Raw genomic sequence first — 25,854 nt, forward strand, 5'->3', positions numbered from 1 at the left:
GGGACAGACCATGAACGCAATTCCTTGCGATGTAGAGATCAGGGGTGCAAGAAAACAATTTGGATCCAATGTCGTACTGAATGATATTGACTTGGAAGTAAAACAGGGTGAATTGTTAACATTGCTCGGACCTTCAGGCTGCGGGAAGTCGACTACATTGAATTTAATTGCAGGCTTTCTGGAAGCCGATCAGGGGGATGTGTACATTAAAGGGAAAAAGGTAACGAAAGTCCCCCCTTATAAGCGCGATTTAGGAATGGTCTTTCAAACGTATTCCTTGTTTCCACATATGACGGTGCAAGAAAACCTAAGCTTTGGTTTGAACCTAAGAAAAGTGGCTAAATCGGAGCAAAAAAAGAAAATGGATCGAGTTCTGGAACTGGTGAAGATGTCCGGGCTTGAACATCGTTACCCAAGGGAATTATCGGGAGGGCAAAGGCAGCGTGTCGCGATTGCTAGAGCACTCGTCGTTGAGCCGGAATTATTGCTGCTCGATGAACCACTATCCAATCTGGATGCAAAATTACGACATGAACTGCGCGCGGAAATTAAGCGTTTACAAAAGGAAATAGGGGTCACCACGATTTTTGTTACCCATGATCAAGAGGAAGCTTTATCGATGTCGGACAGGGTCGTTGTGATGAATGCAGGAAAAATTGAACAAATCAGCACACCGACCGCGATCTACAATCATCCGAACACGGAATTTGTCTTTCAATTCATCGGAAAATCGAATTCGTTTGAAGGAGTGGTTGTGGTAGCCGAAGGAAGGGAAATTTCGGTGATAGTCGGTGAGGAAATCATTCATGTCGATTCGGCCAATATGATTGGCGAGAATCGTTCATTGAGAGCAGGGGATGAGGTGAGACTTTATATTCGCCCTGAGAATGTTCACATTTCCTCAACGAGGGAAACCTCCTCACCAAACTTGGAACTTCAGCCGGCTAAAATCATTCAGCTGAATTACCTTGGTACTTCATGGGAAGTAGATGTTTCCCTGCAAGGGAAAACGCTACAATTATTAACCAGTTCCTATGACTCAACCTGGCAAAATGGAAGTGAGGTGTATGTTGGATGGAACCCGTCAGAAATTATGCTGATCAAGAAGTAAGTGAACAAAAAACGGTAAAGGCGGAACCGCAAAAAAGGACGAAAGTGAAAAAAAGAAGAACTTGGATTGCCGGGCTTCTTCTTTTAGTCCCAATCCTGTTATTCATCTTTGGATTCTTTGTGGTCCCGATGCTGTATATTTTGTATTTAAGTTTTATTTCTACTGATAGTTTGAATGGTACCGATGCCGCTTTTAGTTTACAAAACTATATCACGTTATTTACCGACCACTATTACTTATCTTCGATGTGGTTGACGGTAAAAATCAGTTTATATTCTGTACTTGTTTCCCTTATTCTGGGATACCCCATCGCGTTAACGATGGCGAAAAGCTCACCGAAAGTTCGGGGATATATTACTTTATTAATTGCTTCCCCTCTTTTGGTCAGCATTGTTGTACGTAATTTTGGATGGTACTTATTATTATTACCGAACGGTACGATCAATTCACTTTTAATGAATCTGGGCATTATTCATAAGCCGCTCAATCTATTATTCTCTGAAATTGGTGTGGTCATCGGTCTTTCAAATGCCTATTTGCCTTTCATGGTGTTAGCGATTGTGACGAGCTTGTATAATATTGACCCATCATTAGAGAAAGCGGGAGCGATTCTTGGTGCCAGTCCACTGCGGAGCTTTTTTTCGATTACTCTTCCGCTTAGTTTGCCAGGGATTGTATCGGGCTGTGTGCTGGTCTTTAGTTTATCGATGAGTGCCTATGTCACTCCTTCTTTAATGGGAGGCGCAAATGTTCCGATGATGCCAGTGGTTGTATATGATCAAATTAACAACCTTCTGAAATGGACATTTGGTTCAGCATTGTCGTACGTACTCCTTTTGATTACGCTTCTTTCCGTTTTCATCTTTACACGTGCATTTGAAAAAAGTAAGTTTCGGGAGGTGTTCCGATGATGAAAGTACTTGGAAAGTTCCGTGTGGTCCTTGCTGTGATCGGGATCATCTATATCTTACTTCCATTAATGGTGGTCATCCCTGCATCGTTTACAAGTGCAGCTTATCCAAGCTTTCCACCAAAAGGTTTTTCGCTGCAATGGTATACAAAGATTTTAGAACGCACTGAATTCGTCGAAGCCTTTTATAATAGTTTGCTCTTTGCTTCCTTAGCTGCCTTTTTTGCTGTTTTATTCGGGACGCTGGGGGCCCTTGCGATTGCGAAGTATGATATTCCCGGAAAGCACTATATTACATCCATCTTGACCGCGCCGTTAAGTGTACCTCAACTTGTACTAGGGATTGCCCTGCTGATCTATTTCACACCGATGATGCTTGCAGGTACTTCAACAGGCTTTTTAATTGCACATACGATCATTTGTATCCCGTATGTGATTCGCTTGGTCCTAACAGGGTTAAGCGGATTTGATTACAATTTGGAAAAAGCAGCCGCGATTCTAGGGGCAAATCCATTGATTGTCTTTTGGAAGGTGACCCTGCCGCTCATCCGGCCGGCCATGATCTCTGGAGGATTATTTGCATTCTTGACATCTTTTGATAATGTTACCGTCTCATTGTTTATGATATCTCCGGATATGCGAACCCTTCCAATCGAGATTTTCTCAACGATGCAGGATGCGTATAATCCAATCGTCGCTTCTGTGTCGAGTGTGGTTATTTTCATTTCTGTCATTTTAATCGTGGTACTTGAAAAGATTCATGGGGTTGGAAAGTTATTCGGTGGCACCCAGCATTAGGAATTAAGAGGAAAAAGAAAAGCCGGCATTTTGCTAGTAAAAGCAAAACAGCCGGCTGTTTTAAGTTCAAGAGGAATGAGATTTTAAATAGCCTAAACATCTGTTCACCGTTGCTTGTGGTGCAGTAAGAATCGGAACAGAGGTCTGAACCTGATCGGCAACATGAGCCATACTGTACTGTGAAAGGACAATGACATCCACTGTTCCGTCCATTTGCTGGATCATGTTACGTACCCTTTCATCATGTTCATCAATCCTTCCTTGAAATAGAAGATGGATTAGTCCCGGTTCTACTAGAGATTCAATGATACAATCCGGTCTTTTTTCTCGTAAATAACTCATTAAGGCGATTGGGGTTTCTTTAACGGTGGAAATGAGGCCAATTCGTTCATAAGCTAGTGCTTCATCCAACATTGCTTCATCGGACCGAAAAAGTTTAACCGCATGCATCGGCTGCAAAATCTTTTGTGTGTTATTAAAGGCTGAACAAGTCAATTGAATGCAATTGGCTTCCGATTCAGCAGCAAGGTTTACCAATACCGAAAATCTGCGAATGATTTCGGGAGTGAGGCCCCCGGCTTTTTCCATCATGGAAAGCAGATGGGTGTCCATAAAATGTTGCAGCTCTACTTCAGGAGCAGATTCCTGAAACGCTTTTTCAATCGGCTGTAAGGCTGTGGTTGTTGCATGAATTAAGGCTACTTTCAAAATTGTCATCCTCTCTCATTCTCATTTTGTTCATTATAACTAATTTTTATCTATAATACTCTCAATATTCTGTCTATATATTTTTTAGAAAGGGAGGTGGGGGTTGTGATACATGCAGAAATCGAAATAGAAATCCGCCAAGTGGTTCAGGACAAACGTCGAGTCCTTACAAATGAAGCGGATCTTGCCAGTTATTCCTATGATGCCTCTTTCGGCGTGTTTCCACCGGATGTGGTTGTGCAGCCCACTTCTACGAATGAAGTGGTCGGAATTGTCAAAGTAGCCAATAAACATAAAACACCGATTTATCCAAGGGGAAAGGGAACGAGCTTAAGCGGGGGCCCATTACCGGTTCATGGCGGGATTGTCCTTGATTTTTCTAAATGGACAGATACGTTAGTGATCGAACCAGATGATTTAGTCGCGATTGTTTCCCCAGGAGTGATCACGGCAGATATCAATAAAATGGCCAGTGAATATGGTCTAATGTATCCTCCTGATCCGAGCAGCTCCCATGTGTCTACCATTGGCGGGAATTTAGCGGAGAACGCCGGCGGCCCGCGCGGACTTAAATATGGGGTGACGAAGGATTATGTGCTCGGCCTTGAAGTGGTTACGGCTGACGGGGAAGTCATCCAAACCGGGGGAAGAACGGTAAAAAATGTAACAGGCTATGACTTAACGAAATTAATGGTTGGTTCTGAAGGGACGTTAGGGATTATCACAAAAGCGATACTACAGTTAATCCCTAAACCACAGTCGACCGGAACGTTAATGGTCCTTTTTGATGACCTCGTCATTGCCGGAAAAGCGATTTCCAGCATCCTGACAGGTGGGATTTTACCATCGAAATTAGAAATTATGGATCAAGCATCTGTTATCGCAGTAGAGCAATTTGAGCCATCCGGGTTACCCACCGATATCGAAGCGCTGTTATTAATCGAATTGGACGGACATCCTGCTGCCATCGAAGCAGAAGCCCAAAGGGTGAAGGAAATTTGTTTAGAAATTGGCGCGAGAGAAGTGAAAATAGCAGAAACAAAGGAAGAAGAAGCCGAACTTTGGAAGGCGAGAAAACTCGTTTCTCCAGCGATTGTTCGAAAAAAGCCAACGAAGATTTCAGAAGATGCTACGGTTCCGCGCAGTCGGATTCCCGATATGTTTCAACGGTTAAAGGAAATAAGAGAAAAGTATACCATCGATTTAGTTGTATTTGGCCATGCTGGAGATGGGAATTTGCATCCGAATATCATAGCGGATAAACGTGATATCGAAGAAATGAAACGAGTGGAAAAAGCAGTCGAGGAGATTTTTCAAGCTGCAGTCGAAATGGGCGGCACATTATCAGGAGAACATGGGATTGGAACAATGAAGGCTCCGTTTATGGAAATGGAGCTTGGTGCAGCTGGTTTATCGATGATGAAACGGATGAAACAAGCCTGGGATCCTCATAATCTCTTAAACCCCGGAAAAATATTTCCGGAGCCTGGACAAAGGTTTGTGTTAACCGATGAGTAGAAGCGATAGATTAGCCTATGAAGAAACCTTTGCCTGTGTCCAATGTGGTTATTGTTTGCCAAAATGCCCCACCTACGAGACGACCGGTGTGGAAACCCAGTCACCACGGGGGCGAATCAATTTAGTGAAATTATTATCAGAAGAAAAGATTTCAGTCGAGGCTGCCGCATCCTCCATTGAATTATGTTTAGGCTGCCGAGCTTGCGAAACCGCCTGTCCGACCAATGTTCAATACGGAACCATTTTGCAATCCGCGAAGGAATTCATCGCGAACGAGAAGCCTGCTTCCAAAATGGAAACGATGCTCCTTGAAAAAGGATTACCGAATAAAAAGTGGCAAAAGGTTGCGGGAAGAGGGTTACAATTCGCACAAAAAACCGGAATGGTTTCTTTAGCGAGAAAGTCAGGCATTATGAAGGCATTCCCAGAAAGTATTCAGGCAATGGAATCCATTACTCCCATGATCAAGATGCCGGCAAAAAAGGAAAGAGAATATCGAGTATTACCTCCGATTGGGAAGAAGACCCATACAGTTGGATTTTTTGTGGGTTGTATTATGGATGTGATGTTTTCAAAAATCAATGATGACAGTATGAAATTACTGCAGCTTGCTGGCTGTGAAGTCACCTTGATTGAAGAACAATCCTGTTGTGGAGCCCTTTTGCATCATAGTGGGAAAAAAGAAGAGACCATCGCCCTTGCTAAAAAAAATATCGCCGCCTTTGAACACTATGATTTTGATTTTATTGTCAATAGTATCGGCGGTTGTGGTGCGATGTTGGTGGAGTATCCTGAATTGTTTGAGGCAGAATCAGAATGGCATTCTCGTGCAGAGAAATTTGCTGCGCGGTGTAAAGACATTAGCGTTTTATTGACCGAGAGTTCATTGCCATTTACCAAAGAAATTCGAAAAATCGTTGCCTACCAACCCTCGTGTCATTTACGGCATGTTCAAAAAGTCGCTGATGAGCCTCATCAATTAATTAAGAAGGTTCCGGGGATTGATTACCGTATGTTTGAAAAACAGGACATGTGCTGTGGATCTGCAGGAATTTACAATGTCGTCCATTACCATGAAGCGATGGAAGTGTTGGATCAAAAGATGAATCATATTGAAAAAGTGGAGCCGGACATCATCGTCACAAGTAATCCGGGATGCCATTTACAGATGAAATTAGGTGTTAGGCGCGAAAGGAAAGAAGAAAAAATCAAAGTGGTTCATCTTGTTGAACTGCTAGCGGAAGCCTGTGAAATCGATAAAATTTGATATGGGGGAGAAAAAAATGGACTTACATTTAGCAGGAAAGACAGCGATTGTGGTGGCATCTAGCCAAGGATTGGGAAAAGCGATAGCGGCCCAACTCGTCATGGAGGGCGCTAATGTTATGTTAACCAGCCGAAATAAAGAAAAGCTGAAGGAAGTTCAAGAAGAGCTGCAGTCGTTAGGAGAAGGGAAAGTTGCCTATTTTCCCGCGGATATTACCAAAGCGGAGGAAATTGAAGCATTAGTCAAGCATACGAGGGAAACCTTAGGAAACATTCAGATTTTAATTAATAACTCGGGAGGACCAAAGGGGGGAGGTTTTGAAGACTTTCAAGATCAAGATTGGTATCAAGCTTTCGAATTGAATCTATTAAGCTATGTGCGACTTGTCCGAGAAGTTCTGCCAGATTTAAAGAAAGAAGGCGGCAGAATCATTAATATCGCTTCCTCTTCCATTAAACAACCGATACCTGGCCTAATTTTATCGAATACCTTTCGTTTAGGCGTTCTTGGACTTGGGAAAAGTCTTGCGGAAGAACTGGCTCCGTACAATATTTTGGTCAATACCGTATCACCGGGTAGAATTGCAACAGACCGAGTAGCTTTTCTAGATCAGCTTAAGGCAGATAAGTTGGGGGTTTCTCCTGATGAGGTGGAGGCGGCTTCCAAGAAGAATATTCCTCTTGGCAGGTATGGGAAACCAGAGGAGTTTGCTAGAGTTGTCACTTTTTTAGCTTCGGATGCGAACACCTATGTTACAGGAAGTTCGTTGCTTGTGGATGGTGGGATGGTGAAATCGGTTTAAGAATATAGCTACATTTCGGGCAGGCTTCGACTCTATATGAAGCTGCCCTTTTTATTTTGGAGGGTAAATAGGAAGTAGTGGTGGGTAAAAGGGGAGAATCGGAATGTAAACGCCCCAAAGTGGTGGGTAAAGAGCCATAACTAGTGGGTAAATGAAATTAGGTTGAAAAGGAGGCCTAATTTAGGGCTAGGGGTTTACTGAAAATGGTAATTTTTAAAGAAAGATACCTGATTTTCAGTAGCTAAAATGCGAAGTGGAGGGTGAATGGCCAGAAGTGGTGGATAAAAGGGGAGAACTGGAATGTAAACGCCCCAAAGTGGTGGGTAAAGAGCCAAAACAAGTGGGTAAATGAAATTAGGTTATAAAGGATACCCAATCTAGGGCTAGGGGTTTACTGAAAATGGTAATTTAAATTTAAAAAGGTAATTTTTAGAAAAGGATAACTGATTTTCAGTAGCTAAAATGTGAAGTGGAGGGTAAAAGGGGAGAACCGGAATGTAAATAGCTCAAATAGGTGGGTAAAGAGCTAAAACGGTGGGTAAACGAATGGCCGTTTTTATGATATTGACACAAAATGGGATTATATCGACACTTTTTGCCGTATATCAACACAAAAATGAATGATATCAACACAAAATTAGCTTTTATCGACAATTTTGGCGACAAAGGGACCGTTCTCACTCATAGACAAAAAAAGCCGGGAGAACCGTCCCGGTGGAATTTAATATTCTCCTTTAATGACAAAATACGAGCCCCGAATGGTTCCTGCTAGTTTAGACTTCTGCCTAGCAAACTTAAACTTCCCTTCTAACTCCTTAGGGACCTCCATCCCCTCAGAAAGCTTAAAACCAACGGCCCGCTTTGGCTTAGGGCCATCAAGCGTATACAGGACGTTGACCGAAAGACCATCCTCATAAAAGACATAAGTCCAATCGATATTTTCCACTTGTAAACGCGAGGTCTCTAAAGGTTTGGCTGCAAACTCAATATCACGTTCTTCTTTCAAAATTCGGTTCACATAATCAAGGGTTTCCTTGCTTTCGCTAGCTGGGACAACCGTAAATTCATGCTTGTATTTGTTCATAAAGTAACGGGCTTCATTCGCACGTAAACCAGCAAGCGCATCTGCTGCAGGTGAAGACTCTAAACCAATCGTAGACACATTTTTAAAATCAACAACATAGGACATTTCCATTCCTCCTCTTATATCTAAAGGACAAATCCTTACCCTTCCAGTATGGTCAGTTTTTGAAAATTTAACTAGACATGTCCATGTATTTATACTATCACCAATTATTGTACTTCACGGAAAGTTAACGAGCCATAAAAAAGAAAAGAAGCTTTTCATAAGGGCAGTTCTGATAGCCGCTCTGCGAATTTTGTCGAAGATTGATAGGCTATTGTATTTATAGAAAGTGTTAGAATGGAGTTGCAACTGAATATTGTTAGGGTGGTAGGTTGTCAGTCTTCTTTCCGTTGCTAAGGAAGGGAGGTGATAATCATGGAAACATTTCTTGAAATTCTACGAGAAGTTCTGAAAGGGCTACTGCGTGAACTGACTGCTTATTTCTTTCGGAAAAACATTCTAGAAAACAAGAAAACCACCCTACGCCGTCGTAAGCAAAAGGGAGGTTCTCAAGAAAATCAATAAGGTATTTGACAACCACCACCCTGACGGTAGCAGCTGCAGGGAGAAGTGTTTGCAGCACTTCTCTTTTTTAGTATATATCCATTATATACAAAAAAATTCCGTTATAAAAGTAAAAAACACATCGGAAACCTGAAACAAATTGGCTGCTTTAGAGACTATGGGGACAGTTTTGATACAACCAAGACAACCGCCCATGTGGAATTTTTATATTTGTGCTACTGCCACATTTTCATTCATAAGCTTTTTCCTATACACCACCCTCGACAAAGTAATGCTCAACTCATACAGAACAAGTAAAGGAATGGTCACTAAAAAGTCAGATAGAAAATCCGGCGGAGTAATGACCACTGCTATTACAATCAAAGCCAGATAGGAGACTTTCCGAGCTTTCGCGAGCCTCTTCGGATTGAGAATCCCTAGTTTTGTTAAAAACATCACCACAAGCGGCATTTCAAATAGAAATCCGAAAGGCAAAATAAGATTGATCATGAACCTGAAGTATTTTTCGGCAGTAAACATCGTCACGAATTGACCGTCCGATAAAGAAGTTAAGAACTTCAGGACCATCGGAAATAATACGAAGTATCCAAACGAGATTCCTAAGAGAAATAATAGAAAGAGACCTGGGATGAATCGTAACGTGACCTGTTTTTCTTCCTGTTTTAAAGCGGGGGAAACAAAGCGCCATGTTTGATAGGCCGCCACAGGAATTGTCACAGCGATTGAAATGACTGCCGCAATCACCATATAAATCCACAGGATATCACTCGGTCCAAGTATGGCAAGTTTCTGATCCATATCTTGAACGAGCCAATGATAGATTTCCTTTACAAAACAAAAACTCACGATCAAAAAGAATACAAATGCCACTAATGTTTTTATGATTCTGCTCCGTAATTCTTCGAGATGCCCTAAAAGATGTTGATGTTCCATGTCTGTACCTCCCTTTTTTAATCTTCATAAAAGAAGTAGACGAGTTGCCTCGTCCACTTTTTTTAAAATCGATTATCCCTTTTTCTCTACAGCCGTCAGGACAGGCTTTTTTTCATCCTCTTTTTCTTCATCTGAAATGAGTCCCTTGGAGGCACTTTTAAATTCAGTTAATGTACGCCCAAACGCCCGGCCGATATCCGGTAATTTAGAGGGGCCAAAAATAATTAATGCGATCACGAGAACGATAATTAAACCGGGGATTCCAATATTGGATAACATGCTTAATCACTGCCTTTCGATTTTGAATTAATGTAGGATTTTTCCACGCTGTTTCTCTACTTGTTTTTCATGTGCGCGTGTATGGGCACGATCACGATCTTCCTCTACTTCATTCGATCGCCGCTTGCCGTGTGGAACAGCTGCTTTTGATACTTCCTTCAGTCCGTTTTGGTCTTTTTCAAAGACGAAGGAAGCTCTAGTCGTAATGTCTGCCCCCTGGGAAGATACGTATGGAACCACGCGGTAATCTGCTTGCCATTTCTCCGGTGTTACCTTACAGCGTACATACCCTCGAAAATCATTGAAAAATTGAATATGCGGATTGAGGCCCAAGATTTTATCCGTATCGGCTCGTTTATCCGATCCATCACCACCAGAGGTAATCGAAGTTCCAACAAATTCAGCTCCAATGATCTTCGAGTTCGGATCATCAAAATTGGTCAATAGGTTGGAAGCCCAGTTTGCATGAACATCTCCACTTAAAATGATTAAGTTGTCGATGTTTCTGTTTTTTGCAAAATCTAGCAGGTGCTGGCGTGCAGCCGGATAACCATCCCAGGCATCCATACTGAATTTTGGTGAAGCAGCGGTGCCGTAATTCCGCTGTGCAAAGAAGATTTGCTGTGCCATCACATTCCATACCGATTTTGAGTGTTCCAGGTTGTCGAGAAGCCATTTTTCTTGTTCCATGCCCATTAAAGTACGGTTTGGATCAAGAGACTCAGCTGTCTGCGGACTGCTTTTATCTCCATTTGCCTGGTCATCCCGGTATTGGCGGGTATCGAGGACAAAGAAATTGGCCAAATTCCCATATTGGAAGCTGCGATATAATTGCATGTTACCGCCAAGCATGGTGGATTTGCGCAGCGGCATGTTTTCATAATAGGCTTGATACGCAGCTGCACGTCGTTTGATAAACTCCTCAACAGATTGTCCCTTTTCTGGAATGACATTTGCATAGTTATTTTCCACTTCATGATCATCCCAGGTTACAATCCAAGGGAAGGCGGCATGGGCAGCTTTTAGGTTTGCATCACTGCGATACTGGGCGTAACGATTTCGATAATCTTGAAGAGTGATAATTTCTTGACCAATATGCGTCCGGACGTTTCCGTTCGCTGCAACATATTCGTTTGCTCCGTATTCATAGATGTAATCCCCAAGGTGAAATACCACATCGAGATCTTCTTTCGCCAGATGCTGATAAGCGGTATAGTAACCATGTTCATATTGCTGACAGGATACAAAGGCAAATTTTAGATTGGAGACATTAGAACCTGCCTTTGGCAGTGTTTTTGTTCTTCCTACTGGACTGATTTCGTTTCCGCTTTTGAAACGGTAATAGTAAAGATGATTGGCTTTTAACCCGCTTACTTCAACATGGACGGTATGTCCGAGTTGAGGGGAGGCAATCTCCGTTCCTTTTTGGACGATGTGGCGGAAATGCTCGTCTTGTGCCATTTCCCATTTTACCTCGAATTCGGTGTCGGGCATTCCGCCTCCGTTTAACGGGTCTGGTGCAAGTCTTGTCCATAATACGACTCCATCAGATAGCGGGTCACCGGATGCAACACCAAGGGTAAAAGGATAATCACTAAACATTGGAGCAGCTTCAACATTCAATCCTCCAACTGACTGGGCGAGAGCGAGTCCTAATGATAGTCCTGCAATCTTAGTGGCGCCTTGTAAAAAGCTGCGTCGGTCCAAATTTTTGCTCAGGCTTTCCTCGCTCCAGTTTTTGATCCATTCATCCAGTGCTCTTTCGTTATTCATGAAATTACCCCTCTTTTCCCTATATCGTTTTCAATAAATCCTATTATAGTTTGCTAGTTTTAACTGGATGTTAAGAATTGTAAATTGCTGTAGTTAGAAAAGAGGGAGTAAAGGCCCGTTTATTTTTTGACTAAGATTTTTACAACTAACGAACTCTTCTCCTGGTGATGGAGAAGAGAGGAAGTTTACTAGTTCCTATGGCTTATATTTCTTAATCATTTATTAATAAAAGCTTAATAAATGGGAAGTAATTGAGAACCGTCCCTGTAGAATTCCCATTTATAGGTCCTTCCCTTCATTATTCTATTAAAAGAGACCGGCTTCACGATATGGCCGGTCTCAACTATATTGATTTGTTATTGGGATAGTGTCTGTTTTTGTCTGTTTTTATCTTGTTTTATCGAATTGATTTTTTAAAAGTCGGAAAATGATATAATGATTTTAGTGTCCAAGTTGCCTCATATGATTAGCAGATATACACAGTTATAATAATTTTTCGAGGTGTGAGTCCATAATGAAACTGGCAGATTTGGAGTTTGCTATAAGCAAGAAAAGAGAAGAGATGATTAAGGTAGGAATGGATAAAGGATTGGTGTGTCAAGAAACAATCAAGTGTAGCCAAGAGCTCGACCAGCTGCTAAATGATTATAATCATTTAGTATTAATTGAAACAAAACAAACCAATCCAATGGATGTATACCATGAATTTTTACTGTTTATACAAAAAACACTTTTTAAGTCTGTACGTATAGGTTACAGTTCTATTTTTTCTATACTATAATATGAAAATTATATTTCATTTTGATAGGGAGTGGCTAAAAATGTCACTCTTTTTTTCTCTATTCCTTATTGTTTTTTGCATAATGACCATGAGAACATCCCTATAGAAGTGGGTATGATGATAAAGGAAGGAAGTGTAAAATGATGAATTTCGAAACGGTTATGCAAGAACTAGAGGCGCTTGGCAAGGAACGAATGAAAAAGACGTACATAAGCAATGGTGCACATGAGCCGCTTTTTGGTGTGGCTACAGGTGCAATGAAGCCGATTGCGAAGAAAATCAAGAAAGATCAGCCTTTGGCAGAGGAGCTTTACGCCACCGGAAACTACGATGCCATGTATTTTGCCGGCATCATTGCGGATCCCATGGCCATGACGGAGGAGGATTTTGAGCGTTGGATTGGAGCGGCGTATTTTTATATGCTGTCTGATTATGTTGTTGCCGTAACGTTGGCTGAAACCGATATTGCGCAAGCTGTTGCCGATAAATGGATTGCCAGCGGGGAGGAGCTTAAAATGTCGGCAGGCTGGAGTTGTTACTGCTGGCTTTTGGGTAATCGCCCGGACAGTGAGTTTAGTGCAAGCAAGCTTGCCGGAATGCTTGATCTGGTGAAAAATACGATTCAAGATTCTCCAGACCGGACGAAATCGGCGATGAATAATTTTATGTACACCGTCGGGATATCCTATTTGCCGCTCCATGATAAGGCGGTTGAAACTGCAAAGGCAGTGGGTCCAGTCGAAATCAAGCGTGACAAGAAAAAAAGCAGTATTCTGCATGCTTCCGAAAATATTCAAAAGGATCTAGACCGAGGGCGGCTTGGCTTCAAACGAAAATATGTTAGGTGTTAAGTGACCATAGGGACGGTTCTTGCGGCTTTTTTGGGCCATGAGAACCGTCCCTGTGGCTTTTTTCAAGTGTTTAACATCTGATTCTAGTATACATAGAAGAGTTCTTACTCCGTTGTATCATTTATCTAACTCTAGTGATAAGAATTTCTAGCATTTCAGACAAACTTATGACGTTTGCCCTAGCAAGAAGTCATATCTATCATACCTTATAGTAAGTCCACTTTTGAAAGGAGGGACTTACATGCAATTAAATTATGAAAACGCCCGTCACTTAGAGGGTGAATTGGTTCGTTTTAAGAAAGAAAACGGAGAATGGGCAGTAGGGAGAGTCGTAGAAGTAAGACGGGATGGATTAGAAATTGTTGAATTCAATCCTTCTTATAAAAATGAAGGGTATGGATATGGATTTTGGGGAGCATGCTTCATTCCATTTTGCTGGCCGATATTTCCATTTTGTTGGTTTTAATTTCTACATGAAGGTGACCCAAGCGGGCGTTGAATGACAACCCATTTGGGTCAGTTTTTCTGTACGGGGTGGGGAACCACGGGGACGGTTCTGGAGGCTTTTTTAGCCCGAAAAAGGCAAGTAGAACCGTCCCTGTGGATTTACAACTGTATATCCAGCTAAAAATAAGGATATTTTAAGGATAAATAGAAACAAATTACTAAAAGAGGCCGGTTTCTCACAAAGAACCCGGCCTCCCTCCTTACGAAACAAGCTCATAATCTGTTCCATTGCGCTCCACGATTCTTGCTCCCTTTGTCGAAACAAGGTCGCCGCTTCCTGTATAGAAAGCCCCTGAGCTTACGATTTCATCCATCGATTGATTCACAACCGCTTCGTCAATCGGTTCCATTGGATTATCAACACAATACGGGCAATTTTACCGGTGGCCGTTACGAATTGTAATTCCAATGATTTAGCCAATTAACTCACCTCCTATCCTTAAAATTAATGCTTACTAGACTAATAAAGTTTTTCTCAATCTAGAAAACACTTTTCTCAATTATGAAAGGAAATGAGACTGACTAGCTTAATACAATCTTTGAAGAACAGTCACTTAACAGAGAATTAAAGATTGGCATGGGAATTGCAAAATATATATACATTAGCAAAGGAGACTGATATCACTGATTGCTTTAAGGAGGAATAAAAAATGGAACTTATGAAATATGTGGAAGAATACAAATATCTAAAAATAGAAATGGAAAAGTCAGGATCAATATATGGCCTGTCTGATCCAAGAACCATTAAATATAGTCAAGATTTAGATATATTAATTAACAAAATGATGAAAATTAGATATCCAGGATTAGCACGGAGAATTAAGCGCCTCTCCTAATCGGGCTAGTGGAACGGGTGTTTCGGGCATACGAAATACTTAGAAGCTAGAATAATATTTAGAATCCCTCCAATTATAGGAAAGTATTCTCGATATTGCAAAATTGGTAGGTTCGATCATTACAATGTTTTGCAGTGAACCTTGGCAAAAATGAAAATAACTTGAAAATTTTAAAATGAAAACTGCAGATTTTATAAGGTTTACAGAATTGGCATAACTTTTGCATATAAAGACTTGTATACACCGAATAGGAAGAAATAAAAACTGCAACATTTCAGATTACAAAAATCAGGAGGCGAAAATACTCATGAACTATACATCAAAACTAGTAAAAGTAAACAAAGATCCAGGGCATGGCTCACACATCTCCCCTGTTTATATGACTTCCACATTTGTTTTTGATAATGCAGAGGTAGGAGCACAACGCTTCGCGGGAGCGGATCCAGGATTTATGTATTCACGCCTGGGAAATCCAAATGTAAGAGAACTGGAGGAGAAGGTAGCAGAATTGGAATTTGGTGAAGGGTGTTTGGCTTTCTCATCTGGAATGGCTGCCATAACTGGCTGCCTTTTGGGTGTTTTGCAAGCAGGGGATCATGTTGTTGCACACACAGCGTTGTATGGGGCGACGCACGCATTTCTATCTAAAACGGTAAAGAAATTTGGAATTGATGTAACATTTGTCCCCTTTAAGACAGGGGAAGAGATTGAACCACACATAACAGATAGAACGAAAGTAATCTACTTTGAAACCCCTTCCAATCCTACGCTTTCCTTGGTAGATATGAAGAGTGTAGCGGGGCTTGCTAAGCAAAAGGGAATCTTGACGGTTGTTGATAATACATTTTTGTCTCCATACTTACAAAATCCTATTTTATGCGGCATTGATATTGTTATCCACAGTGCAACAAAATATTTGTCTGGTCATGGATATCTTATTGGCGGACTCGTCATTTCCAGTAAGGAAATCATTGATCCGATGAGGAAAGAAGTGCAGAAGACGATGGGAGCAAATTTGTCCCCTATGGATGCCTGGCTTCTCTGTCAGGGGATACGTACCTTGCATATTCGCATGGACCGCTCTCAAGAAAATGCACAGATTTTGGCTGAACGTCTGGAAAAACATGAGGCGATAGAGAAGGTATATTTTCCCGGACTTGCAAGCTTTGAAGATCAACAGATCATGGAGAAACAAATGAAAGGTCCCGGAGCAATGATTTCTTTTGTCTTGAAGGGGGGATACGAAACAGGGGTTAAACTTATGAATTCAGTAAAACTGAGTACTTTAGCCGTTTCCCTAGGTGATGTAGGTACATTAATTCAACATCCAGCTTCGATGACACATGCCATCATCCCAAAAGAAGAAAGAGAAAAAGCAGGTCTCGATGATGGACTCGTTCGTTTTTCAGTTGGAATTGAGGATGTAGAGGATATATGGAACGATCTTGAAACAGCATTAGAATAACAGTACGGCAAAAGGAAGTGCTCCTCAGTAAGGTCTTTGGTAGGTAAATATCTGAAATTTTATCAACCTTGAGAGAATGTATTTTCATAATTGAGAAATTTAGTATAATAGAAAAATAGAAAATTGGCAAAACAATGATGTTTTGCTTTTTTTTACATAGTTTTTCGGAAATTTATTGTTGGCTTGAAAATTGCATATAGAAATAGTACGTGGAAAAATTTAAAAGCACTGGAGCATACGGGAGGTAGAAAACGTGAGAGGTATCACTCAAAATCGGGAATTCATTCAACTATTTTCGGAAAACCTAACAGCGGTACTTGGTTTTGATATCACCATCCTTGACCGAAACGGATATCGGGTTAGCGGTACAGGAAGCTATCAACATCAAATTGGCAAACCTGCACCTGATGGCTCCTTGTTGCGTGCTGTAATGAAGACCGGCAGACCCGATATGACCTATGATGTTATTAAAAATGAATCCCATTGTATGAGCTGTAAATTTTTTAAGGAATGCAAAGAGACAGCAACCATTGGTTTTCCGATTGTCAAGGGAAGTGAGACATTAGGAGCCATAGGACTCATGGGCTTTTCAATGGAACAAAAAGAAAAGATGATTGAAAATGCTGAATCACTTAAGGGATTCCTCCAACATCTAAGTCTTGTAGTAGAATCCCAGTTAATATCGCAGAATGAAAGATTCGCATCACAATGCAATTTATACGAAGAGACATTAAATACAAATAAAATCATTACCTTTGATAACTTTGTCAGCAAAAACGAGGATATGAAAGAGGTAATCCGTAAAGCCAGGCGGATTGTAAACAGCACGGCAAACGTTTTAATTAGAGGGGCAACGGGAACGGGGAAAGAGGTATTGGCAAAGGCGATTCATTATGAAGGGAATCGGAAAAACAACCCTTTTATTGCGGTTAATTGTGCCGCTATACCGGAGAGTTTACTAGAAAGTGAATTGTTTGGCTATTCGGGCGGGGCTTTTACAGGGGCAAACCGGGAAGGAAAAGCAGGGAAGTTTGAGCTGGCGAATCATGGAACCATCTTTCTTGATGAAATAGGGGATCTACCTCTTTCCCTGCAGCCCAAACTTCTTAGGGTATTACAGGAACGAGAGGTTGAAAGAGTAGGAGGAAACAAATCGCTTCCTGTCAATATTCGTGTGATAACGGCAACACACCGCAATTTAGAAGAGATGGTTCAAAATGGTACCTTCCGTGAGGATTTATATTATCGAATCAATGTGATTCCGCTAAATACAAAGTCATTGAAGGAGAGGAGGGAAGACATTCCCTTCTTCCTCCAATACTTCATTTGTAAGTATTGTTCAATCTTAAACCGTCCGTACATGACGGTGGACCCACAGTTAGAAAAATGGCTAATCCAATATGATTGGCCAGGGAATATTCGGCAGTTAGAAAATATTGTGGAGTATATGGTGAATATGGCGGAATCGGATGTAATTGGTTTTCAAGATCTTCCGGATTATTTGTACCAGATTAAGGCACCTATTCAGACAGGAGGGTTAAGCTTAGATGAGATGGTTGCCGAATATGAAAAGTCCATTATTCAAAGTTTCTTTATGAGTGGTCATGGCCGAAATGACAAAGAAAAAGTAGCCGATGAATTGAAAATTAGTTTATCGACACTTTATCGTAAGCTAGAACGATATCATCTAAAAGTTTTCTAACTTTTCCCTGAGATTGCAATTTCATTTGCAATCTTTTTACTTTAAGGAAAAATATTTTTGAATAATTAATAAAATATTTTTCAAATTTGGGAATAGAAGAGCAGTACTGAATGGTCATGTTTCGCTATAATCATCGCGGAAATGATAATTTCATCTCCTTTTTGCAAGCAGGAATGTTGAATTAACAAGGATTTTATTATGGCACAACTCTTGCATAATTATTAATCAAAAGGAGTGAACAAAATGGAACTGGATACAAAATTAATTCACGGTGGTCCGTTGATTGATCAGCATACCGGAAGCTCATCCGTACCGATCTATCAATCCTCTACCTTTCATCAAGCTCAATTTGCGCAATCACAAGAGTTTACCTACACGCGTTTTGGCAACCCAACAAGGAAAGCATTGGAGGAAACGGTTGCCTGTTTGGAGTTTGCTAAATATGGATATGCCTTTGCTTCCGGTATGGCGGCAATTTCTGCGGTATTGCTAAATTTCTCACAGGGGGATCACGTAATCCTTTGTAAAGATATATACGGGGGAGCCTATCAGCTCGTAACCGAGATGTTTCCGAGATACGGAATTGAATACACTTTCGTGGATGAGACGGATCTTAACGCCTGGAAGAAAGCAATCAAGCAAAATACAAAAGGAATTTATATTGAGACACCCTCTAATCCCCTATTAACGGTTACCGATATTAGAGGTGTTGTTAATTTAGCAAAGAAATACAACTTGCTGACCATCATCGACAATACGTTTATGACACCCATTTTCCAAAATCCGATTAAATTGGGAGTGGATATCGTCATCCATAGTGCGACAAAATTTATCAATGGCCATAGTGATGTAACCGCTGGATTGGTTGTGACCAATGATCAAGAGATTGCGGAAACGTTATTCAAAACGCAAAAAATGCTGGGCAGTATGCTCCCCCCATATGATTGTTGGTTAATTTTAAGAGGAATCAAGACCATGAAAATCCGTATGGAAAAGGAAGTTGAAAATGCGGCATTTATAGCGGGTGAGCTTCTAAAACATAGCAAGGTGAAGGCAGTTTATTATCCGAGTCTTGAATATCACAATGGACGGGAGATTCATTTTTCCCAAGCAGGCAGCGGTGGAGCTGTTTTAACATTTGATTTAGGAAGCTATGAAAATGTGAAGGACTTTTTTGCCCATGTAAGCATACCTATAGTGGCCGTTAGCTTAGGCGGTGTTGAATCGATATTATCTTATCCTTTCACGATGTCCCATGCCGTAATTCCTGAAAAAGAGAGGCTTGAATTAGGGGTGACAGACGGGCTAGTTCGGCTGAGCTGCGGCATTGAAGATAAAAATGATCTTCTAAATGATTTATTTAAAGCCTTGGATCATGTAAAAACAGCCGATGTCTTACAGAAAAAAATACTATAATGATTGGAAAATACTTAATGGAGAAAATAGAAATCGCCAATGTACCCACAAAGGTTGAAAAAGTGGACTTTTTCAATAAACACTTAAACAAATCAGTTTTTATCAAGCGCGATGACCAGACGGGAATGGGATCATCGGGAAACAAAATTAGAAAGCTGGAATATTTATTAGCCGATGCAAAAAACAGAAAATGTGATTATTTAATTACCTGTGGCGGGATCCAATCGAACCACGCGAGGGCAACTGCGGTGTTGGCGGCTAAATATCAGATGAAATCCTTGTTGATTTTAAAAGAAAGTGAAGTAAATAGAACGGAAGGGAATCTATTTCTTACTAAATTAGTTGGTGCAACCATTAAGGTGGCAACTGAGGATGAGTATCAAGATTTAACACCCATGATTGCAAAATTGACAAAAGAATTGATTGCCTCCGGGCACAACCCCTATGTCATTCCGATGGGAGGCTCAAACGGCATTGGTGCTCTAGGGTATGTAGAAGCCTATTATGAAATACTCCTTCAAGAACAGGAATTAGGAATCGTGTTCGACACGATTGTGGTTACGAATGGGTCGGGCGGTACTTATGCCGGTTTGTTATATGGAAATAAAGAAAGTAATCAAAATAAAACCATTATTGGCATGAGTGTCTTAAATCAGAGGGAACAAGCCGTTCATGATCTATTACACATTTTAGAAGATATGGATCAATATAGAGACCATCATCTCCGTTTTTCGGCTGAGGAAATCAACATTATTGATCGCTATATAGGTTTAGGTTACGGTAAGAGCCAATTGGATGAACTGAGATTCATAGAGAAATTCGCACAAGAAGAAGGGATTATCCTTGATCCGGTATATACCGGGAAGTCGATGTATGGTTTATACAACGAACTTAAAGATGGAAAACTTCAGGGAAGCCAAAACATACTGTTTATTCATACCGGTGGGATTTTTGGCTGGACGGACGAGAAGATTAAAATGTTATATGGAGCTATTTAATTGTCTGTTCTTTGGACACATCTCGGGGTGTGTCCGGAAGACTTTTAAAAAGTTTCATTTGATATATTGGCTGCGAAAATGTAAACGCATTCGCAGTAATTTTTTAGAAAAATGGGGGGTAAGCATGATTCACAACTTTGATGAAACGATTAATCGAATTGGTACGGATTCCGATAAATGGGACAATGAAGGAAAATGCGGCCAATTGATTCCACTGGGCATTGCTGATACCGATTACAAGGCACCATGTGAAGTTTTAGAGTCTGTAAGGGAAAAGGTGGATTTTGGCGTATTTGGTTATGGATATTTTCCGCATGATCGATTTAATGATGCGATCAAAGGGTGGTATGGCCGCCATCATAAAATTGATATTAGGGCAGACGATATTAGTTATGCGCCTGGATTAATGACAGGGGCGTTATGGATGTTTTTAGATGCCTATACCAATCCGGGAGACAAAGTAGTGATACAGCCTCCTGTCTATGCAACCTTTAAAAGGGTAATAGAGAATTTTAATAGAGTTGCAGTCGACAATCCATTAACTTACTACAACGGAAGTTATCAGATTGATTTTGAAGATTTAGAAGCTAAACTAAAGCTACCAGATGTGAAAATACTTCTTGTATGTAATCCAGCCAATCCAATCGGGCGGGTATGGACAAAAGCGGAAATGCAGAGAATGTATGATTTATGCCGTGAGAATAACGTAATGATTATAAGTGACGAAATTCATAGCGATATGATTCACAAAAGTTTGCCTTTTCACTCCTTTTTAGAGATTTGTGAGGAAGAAGATCAAAATGTGGTGGTAATGAACTCTCCAAGTAAAACCTTTAATTTAGCCTCTTTCTTCAGTGCATATGTGATTATAAAAAATAAAAAAATGAAAAAAGCATTTGATGATATTTACACAAAATACCACTTTGATTATAACTATTTAGGAGTTGAGGCTTTAATTACGGCTTATAATAAATGCGATTATTATGTGGATGAATTAAATGCTTATTTACGAAGCAACATTGATTTTTCGATTAACTATATCCATAAACATTTACCAAAGTTAAAAGTTCAGTATCCTGATTGTTCCTATTTGTTATGGATTGACTGTGAGGGGCTGGGCCTCACCAGTACGGAATTGGATGAATTTTTTACAGACGCAGGGGTTAGAGTCAATGATGGGAGTTCATACGGAAAAGATAGTGGTAACTTTGTAAGAGTAAATATTGCTTGCACAAGGGCTTTACTAGAGCGCGCATTGAAACAGATTAAGCTAAACTATGATAAATATGGTTTTAAAAAAAACTAATTGAATTGTGAGGTTTTGCGTATGGGGAACAAACCTGAAAAGCAGGGAAATGCAACTGTTTCGTGGGATGATAAATCTTATAAATTTCCGGTGTCATTTAAATATGCAGTGGTTTCTGTCTTAATCTTTTTCGGCCTGCTGCTTACAGGAACACTTGGTTTTGGTGCATCTCTGGAATTAATGTTTTTGTTGTTATGGATTGTTGTGAGCCTGCTAGTTATGAAACTGGGATACAAATATAATGAGGTTCAAAATATGGCTTGGGAAATGGGAAAGCAATCTTTTGAGCCGAATACGATTATTTTAGTAGTCGGCGTCATGATTGCTACCTGGATGGCTTCTGGTACAATCCCTTATGTTATGTATTGGGGCTTAGAATTAATTTCACCGCAATACTTTTTAATCACGGCTTTGCTCCTAACATCAGCAACATCTCTTGCAACCGGAACTTCATGGGGGACTTTGGGTACAGCGGGTTTGGCCTTAATGACAGTTGGTAATGCACTTGGAGTTCCCCAAGCAATGACAGCAGGTGCCATTATTTGTGGTTCCTTCTTTGGAGATAAGTTGTCACCATTGTCTGATAGTACCATTTTAGCAGCTACCGTTGCCGGCTCTAAAGTAATGTCACACGTAAAACATATGTTATGGTCAACTGTCCCGGCGTATATTCTAACAGCAATTATCTTTATCATTTTAGGTTTAAAGTATGGAAAAAGTGGAGCGAATATGCAGGAGATTCAACAAATCACTGGTGTAATATCAAAGCATTTCCATTTATCCTGGATTTCATTGATTCCTCTTCTGGTTGTACTAGTGATGCTTATAAAGGGCATTCCATCTATTATCTCGCTATTAATGGGAGTGTTTAGCGGCATGGCTGTCGCTGTTTTTACTCAGGGGTATAATTTAACAAAAGTGTTTGATATCATGACCAATGGATTTGTGTTTAAAAGCGGCAGTACGTTAGTTGACCCCATCCTAAGCAGAGGCGGGCTCTACAGTTTAATGAGCTCATTCCTTGTTGTCCTTTTAGCCATGTGTGTAACCGGCATGTTAGAACAATCAGGCATTCTCAGTGCTTTAGTAGAGCCTTTAGTTAAACGTACACACGGTTCTACTTTTAAAATAACTTTAGTGACTATGTTAATTGCCTTAATCACAAATATGATTGGCTCATCGATGTTATTAACTGCGATTGTAGCGGGTTCGCTTATGAGAAATGTCTTTAAAAATAATCATTTGGCGCCAGAAAATCTATCGCGTAATATCGAGGATGTTGGAACGATGGGTGCACCGGTTATTCCATGGAATTCCAACGCCATCTATTGTTCGCAGATGCTGGGTGTATCGCCATATGCTTATTTCCCATATGTCTTTTTAGCTTTCTTTGTCCCATTATTCGATTTACTCTACGGTGCCACTGGATTTGCAATAAAGAAGTTAAAGCCTGAGAAGCTCGAGGATGTTGAAACAGTAACTAAAGCGATCTAACTGAATAGGTTTTAATGTAGGCGATTCCTAATCGGAATCGCCCTTTTTTAATTGGTAAGTTGACCTGGTTCATGTTTTCTTAGTTTTAAAAAAATTTTTTTCAAACATGATAGGAAATAGGAATAAGTAACCTATCAGAAGCTGGGGAAATAGTGATTTTGCAAGGAATTTAAAATTGGCACGAATATTGCAAGTTAATCTTCATGACTAAGAGAAAGGGGGGAATGAGATGTATAAAGCTATTATTCTAGGGACTGGACCTGCTGGGTTAACCGCTGCAATCTATTTAGCACGTGCTAACATAAGTCCTTTAGTCATTGAAGGGCCAGAACCAGGAGGGCAATTGACATTGACAACAGATGTCGAGAATTTTCCTGGTTTTCCTGAAGGGGTTCTAGGACGAGAGTTGATGCAGAACATGCGAAAGCAAGCTGAGCATTTTGGAGCAAAGTTTAAAAGAGGTTGGGTTAAAAAGGTCGATTTTTCAAACAACCCTTTTACCTTAACGGTGGAAGGAATAGGGGAGCTAAAAACGCAATCATTAATCATTTCAACGGGAGCTTCTGCAAAACTTTTGGAAATTCCGGGGGAAAGAGAAAATATTGGCCGTGGGGTAAGCACCTGTGCAACATGCGATGGATTTTTCTTTAGAGGAAAGAAAATTATCGTTGTCGGCGGCGGGGATTCAGCTATGGAAGAGGCCAATTTTTTAACGAAGTTTGCTTCGGAGGTTCGCATTGTCCATCGCAGAAAGGAGCTTCGCGCTTCCCAAATTATGCAAGACCGTGCCAAAAAGAATCCCAAAATTACGTGGAGCTTAAATTCCATTCCTGAAGAAGTAATTGCAGGGGATCGACACGTTACTGGCTTGAAAGTAAGAAACAGCGAAACAGGAAAAGAGGAAATCCTGGAAACGGATGGTATTTTCGTTACCATCGGCCATAAACCGAACACAGCATTTTTAGACAATCAAATCAAAACGGACGATATGGGATATATCGTGGTGAATCCTGGTACCACCGAAACCAATATTCCAGGTGTATTCGCCTGTGGGGATGTTCAAGATCATAAATACCGCCAAGCCATTACCGCTGCAGGAAGCGGTTGTATGGCTGCACTGGATTGCGAAAAATACCTTGATGCAAGTGAATTATGTAGTGAAAACAATCAATCTATCATGGAAAACCAAATATAGGGAGGATTTAAAAATGAAAGAGATTAAAACGAAACAAGAGTTTGAAGAGGCAATTTTATCAACAAAACCAGTTATGGCCAAATTCTATGCCGAATATTGCCCAGACTGCCAGCATACCGATTTATTTATGCCCATTTTAGAAGAATCGTATAAAGAAAAGGTAGACATGATTGCAGTAAACCGAGAACATTTTCCAGAAGTTTTAGAGAAACTAGACGTGTACGGAATCCCAAGCTTTATTGCTTTTCAAGAAGGGAAGGAACTGGACCGCTTTGTAAGTAAACTTGGAAAAAGTCAGGAAGAGGTTGAACAGTTTCTTAATCAAATTGTTGAGGCAAGTGGAAAACTAGGATAGAAAATCCTTGCCAGGGGCCAATAAATATGGAGATATTGCTCTATATTTATTGGCTTTAAAAGGAATATTTTTGAATAATTGAAAAATATTTTTCGAATTTGGGAATAGGAGAATAGTACTGAACAGTAGGTTTTCACTAGAATTATTGCAGAAATGATAATGATGCATCTTTTTTTTTAGCAGGAATGTTGAATTAACAAGGATTTTATTATGGCACAACTTTTGCATAAAAAGTAATTGAATAGGAGGAGGTGGAGTTCATTTGAAAAAAGTAGATATTGAAACGGGATAAATTAACAGAATATTTAAATGATACTGAAAAATGAAACTAATAAACCGCAAATCATCCATTTTTTATAAATACAGGGGGGAGTTTTATGAAAAAGAGTTTATTTATATTTGCTTTTTCAGTATTCGTAGCACTTGTATTAACGGCATGCGGGAACACTCAAAAAGAAACATCAGCCAAACCTGATCAGGCGGCAGAAAGTAAGAACCTACTGGAAAAAATAAAAGCAGTTGGGACGATTAAAATTGGTACAGAAGGAACATATGCACCCTTTAGTTACCATGATGCATCGGGGAAATTGACTGGTTTTGATATCGAAATCGCTGAAGAAGTAGCAAAAAGACTTGGTGTGAAAGCTGAATTTGTTGAAACCCCGTGGGACGGAATTTTTGCGGGACTTGATTCGAAGCGATTCGATATTATTGCATGTCAAGTAGGTATTCGTCCTGACCGGCAGGAAAAATATGATTTTTCTGATCCAACGAATGTGTCAAAACCTTACTTAATTGTCAGCAAAGACAATAACACGATTAAAACGTTCAAAGATTTGAAGGGGAAAAAGTCAGCCGAGTCACTAACTAGTATGTTTAAAGACATGGCAGCTTCCAATGGTGCTGAAATCGTCGGTGTTGAAGGATTTAATCAAGCTATTGATTTATTAATTTCAAAACGTGTGGATGCGACGATTAATGATGGGTTGTCTTATCTTGATTTCAAAAAGCAACAGCCTAATGCGCCGCTTAAAGTTGCAGCCGAACTTGATGAACCAACAAAAATGGGAATTATGTTAAGAAAAGGGAATATAGAATTGGTCGATGCTATCAATAAAGCACTCGCTGATATGAAGAAAGATGGGATGTATTTAAGCATCTCAAAAAAATACTTTGAAACCGATGTTTCCAAATAAGG

Annotated in this window: 26 protein-coding genes; 20 read left to right on the forward strand and 6 right to left on the reverse strand. The window is 40.3% G+C overall.

Annotated features, from left to right (window positions below; genetic code table 11):
- Positions 1 to 10: 10 nt before the first annotated feature.
- The 3 genes from E2K98_RS05115 to E2K98_RS05125 are packed head-to-tail and all read left to right on the forward strand — an operon-like array spanning position 11 to position 2,819.
- Complete coding sequence (locus E2K98_RS05115) at positions 11 to 1,111, forward strand: ABC transporter ATP-binding protein (RefSeq protein ID WP_133333175.1); 1,101 nt, start codon at positions 11 to 13, stop codon at positions 1,109 to 1,111.
- The gene (locus tag E2K98_RS05120) at positions 1,075 to 2,022 is read left to right on the forward strand and encodes an ABC transporter permease (RefSeq protein ID WP_133333176.1); all 948 of its coding nucleotides are present in this window, start codon (positions 1,075 to 1,077) and stop codon (positions 2,020 to 2,022) included. Before E2K98_RS05115 ends, E2K98_RS05120 begins: the two co-directional genes overlap by 37 nt.
- Entirely contained in the window at positions 2,022 to 2,819 is a 798-nt protein-coding gene (locus tag E2K98_RS05125; RefSeq protein WP_133333241.1) for an ABC transporter permease, read from the forward strand. Before E2K98_RS05120 ends, E2K98_RS05125 begins: the two co-directional genes overlap by 1 nt.
- A 66-nt stretch (positions 2,820 to 2,885) precedes the next feature.
- On the opposite strand, the gene E2K98_RS05130 is transcribed toward E2K98_RS05125, so the two are convergent.
- Positions 2,886 to 3,527, reverse strand: a complete 642-nt coding sequence (locus E2K98_RS05130; RefSeq protein ID WP_133333177.1) for a hypothetical protein — start codon at positions 3,525 to 3,527, stop codon at positions 2,886 to 2,888.
- 105 nt (positions 3,528 to 3,632) lie between these two features.
- Between E2K98_RS05130 and E2K98_RS05135 the strand changes: the two genes are divergently transcribed.
- The 3 genes from E2K98_RS05135 to E2K98_RS05145 are packed head-to-tail and all read left to right on the forward strand — an operon-like array spanning position 3,633 to position 7,114.
- Entirely contained in the window at positions 3,633 to 5,045 is a 1,413-nt protein-coding gene (locus E2K98_RS05135) for an FAD-binding oxidoreductase (RefSeq protein ID WP_235824718.1), read from the forward strand.
- Complete coding sequence (locus tag E2K98_RS05140) at positions 5,038 to 6,312, forward strand: (Fe-S)-binding protein (protein ID WP_133333178.1); 1,275 nt, start codon at positions 5,038 to 5,040, stop codon at positions 6,310 to 6,312. The genes E2K98_RS05135 and E2K98_RS05140 overlap by 8 nt, the downstream gene beginning before the upstream one ends.
- A gap of 16 nt (positions 6,313 to 6,328) precedes the next feature.
- Positions 6,329 to 7,114, forward strand: a complete 786-nt coding sequence (locus E2K98_RS05145; protein WP_133333179.1) for an SDR family oxidoreductase — start codon at positions 6,329 to 6,331, stop codon at positions 7,112 to 7,114.
- 721 nt (positions 7,115 to 7,835) lie between these two features.
- On the opposite strand, the gene E2K98_RS05150 is transcribed toward E2K98_RS05145, so the two are convergent.
- On the reverse strand, positions 7,836 to 8,303 hold the full coding sequence (locus E2K98_RS05150; RefSeq protein ID WP_133333180.1) for a phage tail protein: 468 nt from the start codon (positions 8,301 to 8,303) through the stop codon (positions 7,836 to 7,838).
- A gap of 312 nt (positions 8,304 to 8,615) precedes the next feature.
- On the opposite strand from E2K98_RS05150, the gene E2K98_RS30780 reads away from it, so the two are divergent.
- Positions 8,616 to 8,765 carry a hypothetical protein gene (locus E2K98_RS30780; protein WP_165976177.1) on the forward strand — a complete coding sequence of 50 codons (150 nt, stop codon included), beginning with the start codon at positions 8,616 to 8,618 and terminating at the stop codon, positions 8,763 to 8,765.
- Positions 8,766 to 8,969: 204 nt separating this feature from the next.
- Here E2K98_RS30780 and tatC read toward each other — a convergent pair whose 3' ends face one another.
- The 3 genes from tatC to E2K98_RS05165 form a co-directional block, all read right to left on the reverse strand.
- Positions 8,970 to 9,698 carry a twin-arginine translocase subunit TatC gene (gene tatC / locus E2K98_RS05155; RefSeq protein ID WP_133333181.1) on the reverse strand — a complete coding sequence of 243 codons (729 nt, stop codon included), beginning with the start codon at positions 9,696 to 9,698 and terminating at the stop codon, positions 8,970 to 8,972.
- A gap of 72 nt (positions 9,699 to 9,770) precedes the next feature.
- The gene (locus tag E2K98_RS05160) at positions 9,771 to 9,977 is read right to left on the reverse strand and encodes a twin-arginine translocase TatA/TatE family subunit (RefSeq protein ID WP_133333182.1); all 207 of its coding nucleotides are present in this window, start codon (positions 9,975 to 9,977) and stop codon (positions 9,771 to 9,773) included.
- Between the two features lie 27 nt (positions 9,978 to 10,004).
- Positions 10,005 to 11,750, reverse strand: coding sequence for an alkaline phosphatase D family protein (locus tag E2K98_RS05165; protein ID WP_133333183.1), 1,746 nt, complete (start codon positions 11,748 to 11,750; stop codon positions 10,005 to 10,007).
- Positions 11,751 to 12,264: 514 nt separating this feature from the next.
- Between E2K98_RS05165 and E2K98_RS05170 the strand changes: the two genes are divergently transcribed.
- From E2K98_RS05170 to E2K98_RS05180, 3 genes are all read left to right on the forward strand, one after another.
- Positions 12,265 to 12,531, forward strand: coding sequence for an aspartyl-phosphate phosphatase Spo0E family protein (locus tag E2K98_RS05170; RefSeq protein ID WP_133333184.1), 267 nt, complete (start codon positions 12,265 to 12,267; stop codon positions 12,529 to 12,531).
- A gap of 143 nt (positions 12,532 to 12,674) precedes the next feature.
- Positions 12,675 to 13,382, forward strand: coding sequence for a DNA alkylation repair protein (locus E2K98_RS05175; protein WP_133333243.1), 708 nt, complete (start codon positions 12,675 to 12,677; stop codon positions 13,380 to 13,382).
- Positions 13,383 to 13,623: 241 nt separating this feature from the next.
- Positions 13,624 to 13,848 (forward strand): hypothetical protein, encoded by a 225-nt coding sequence (locus E2K98_RS05180; RefSeq protein WP_133333185.1) that lies wholly within the window; start codon positions 13,624 to 13,626, stop codon positions 13,846 to 13,848.
- A gap of 241 nt (positions 13,849 to 14,089) precedes the next feature.
- Here E2K98_RS05180 and E2K98_RS05185 read toward each other — a convergent pair whose 3' ends face one another.
- On the reverse strand, positions 14,090 to 14,239 hold the full coding sequence (locus tag E2K98_RS05185; protein ID WP_235824719.1) for a DUF2922 domain-containing protein: 150 nt from the start codon (positions 14,237 to 14,239) through the stop codon (positions 14,090 to 14,092).
- 300 nt (positions 14,240 to 14,539) lie between these two features.
- On the opposite strand from E2K98_RS05185, the gene E2K98_RS05190 reads away from it, so the two are divergent.
- The 10 genes from E2K98_RS05190 to E2K98_RS05235 all read left to right on the forward strand — a co-directional run bounded on the left by E2K98_RS05190 (position 14,540) and on the right by E2K98_RS05235 (position 25,852).
- Positions 14,540 to 14,725, forward strand: a complete 186-nt coding sequence (locus tag E2K98_RS05190) for an aspartyl-phosphate phosphatase Spo0E family protein (protein WP_133333186.1) — start codon at positions 14,540 to 14,542, stop codon at positions 14,723 to 14,725.
- A 307-nt stretch (positions 14,726 to 15,032) separates the two neighbouring features.
- Positions 15,033 to 16,190 (forward strand): trans-sulfuration enzyme family protein, encoded by a 1,158-nt coding sequence (locus E2K98_RS05195; protein WP_133333187.1) that lies wholly within the window; start codon positions 15,033 to 15,035, stop codon positions 16,188 to 16,190.
- 253 nt (positions 16,191 to 16,443) lie between these two features.
- Complete coding sequence (locus E2K98_RS05200) at positions 16,444 to 17,892, forward strand: sigma-54 interaction domain-containing protein (RefSeq protein ID WP_133333188.1); 1,449 nt, start codon at positions 16,444 to 16,446, stop codon at positions 17,890 to 17,892.
- Positions 17,893 to 18,135: 243 nt separating this feature from the next.
- On the forward strand, positions 18,136 to 19,308 hold the full coding sequence (locus tag E2K98_RS05205) for a trans-sulfuration enzyme family protein (protein ID WP_133333189.1): 1,173 nt from the start codon (positions 18,136 to 18,138) through the stop codon (positions 19,306 to 19,308).
- A 17-nt stretch (positions 19,309 to 19,325) separates the two neighbouring features.
- Positions 19,326 to 20,306, forward strand: a complete 981-nt coding sequence (locus E2K98_RS05210) for a 1-aminocyclopropane-1-carboxylate deaminase/D-cysteine desulfhydrase (protein WP_208025318.1) — start codon at positions 19,326 to 19,328, stop codon at positions 20,304 to 20,306.
- 124 nt (positions 20,307 to 20,430) lie between these two features.
- Complete coding sequence (locus E2K98_RS05215; protein ID WP_133333191.1) at positions 20,431 to 21,612, forward strand: MalY/PatB family protein; 1,182 nt, start codon at positions 20,431 to 20,433, stop codon at positions 21,610 to 21,612.
- A gap of 21 nt (positions 21,613 to 21,633) precedes the next feature.
- Positions 21,634 to 23,106: a Na+/H+ antiporter NhaC gene (nhaC, locus tag E2K98_RS05220; protein ID WP_133333192.1), complete on the forward strand. Its 1,473-nt coding sequence runs from the start codon at positions 21,634 to 21,636 to the stop codon at positions 23,104 to 23,106.
- A 229-nt stretch (positions 23,107 to 23,335) separates the two neighbouring features.
- A complete protein-coding gene (gene trxB / locus E2K98_RS05225; protein WP_133333193.1) occupies positions 23,336 to 24,301 on the forward strand; it encodes a thioredoxin-disulfide reductase in 966 nt (321 codons plus the stop codon).
- 13 nt (positions 24,302 to 24,314) lie between these two features.
- Entirely contained in the window at positions 24,315 to 24,656 is a 342-nt protein-coding gene (locus E2K98_RS05230) for a thioredoxin family protein (protein ID WP_026573868.1), read from the forward strand.
- 377 nt (positions 24,657 to 25,033) lie between these two features.
- Complete coding sequence (locus E2K98_RS05235; RefSeq protein WP_133333194.1) at positions 25,034 to 25,852, forward strand: amino acid ABC transporter substrate-binding protein; 819 nt, start codon at positions 25,034 to 25,036, stop codon at positions 25,850 to 25,852.
- The last annotated feature ends 2 nt before the right edge of the window (positions 25,853 to 25,854 follow it).

Source organism: Bacillus salipaludis (genome assembly GCF_004358205.1).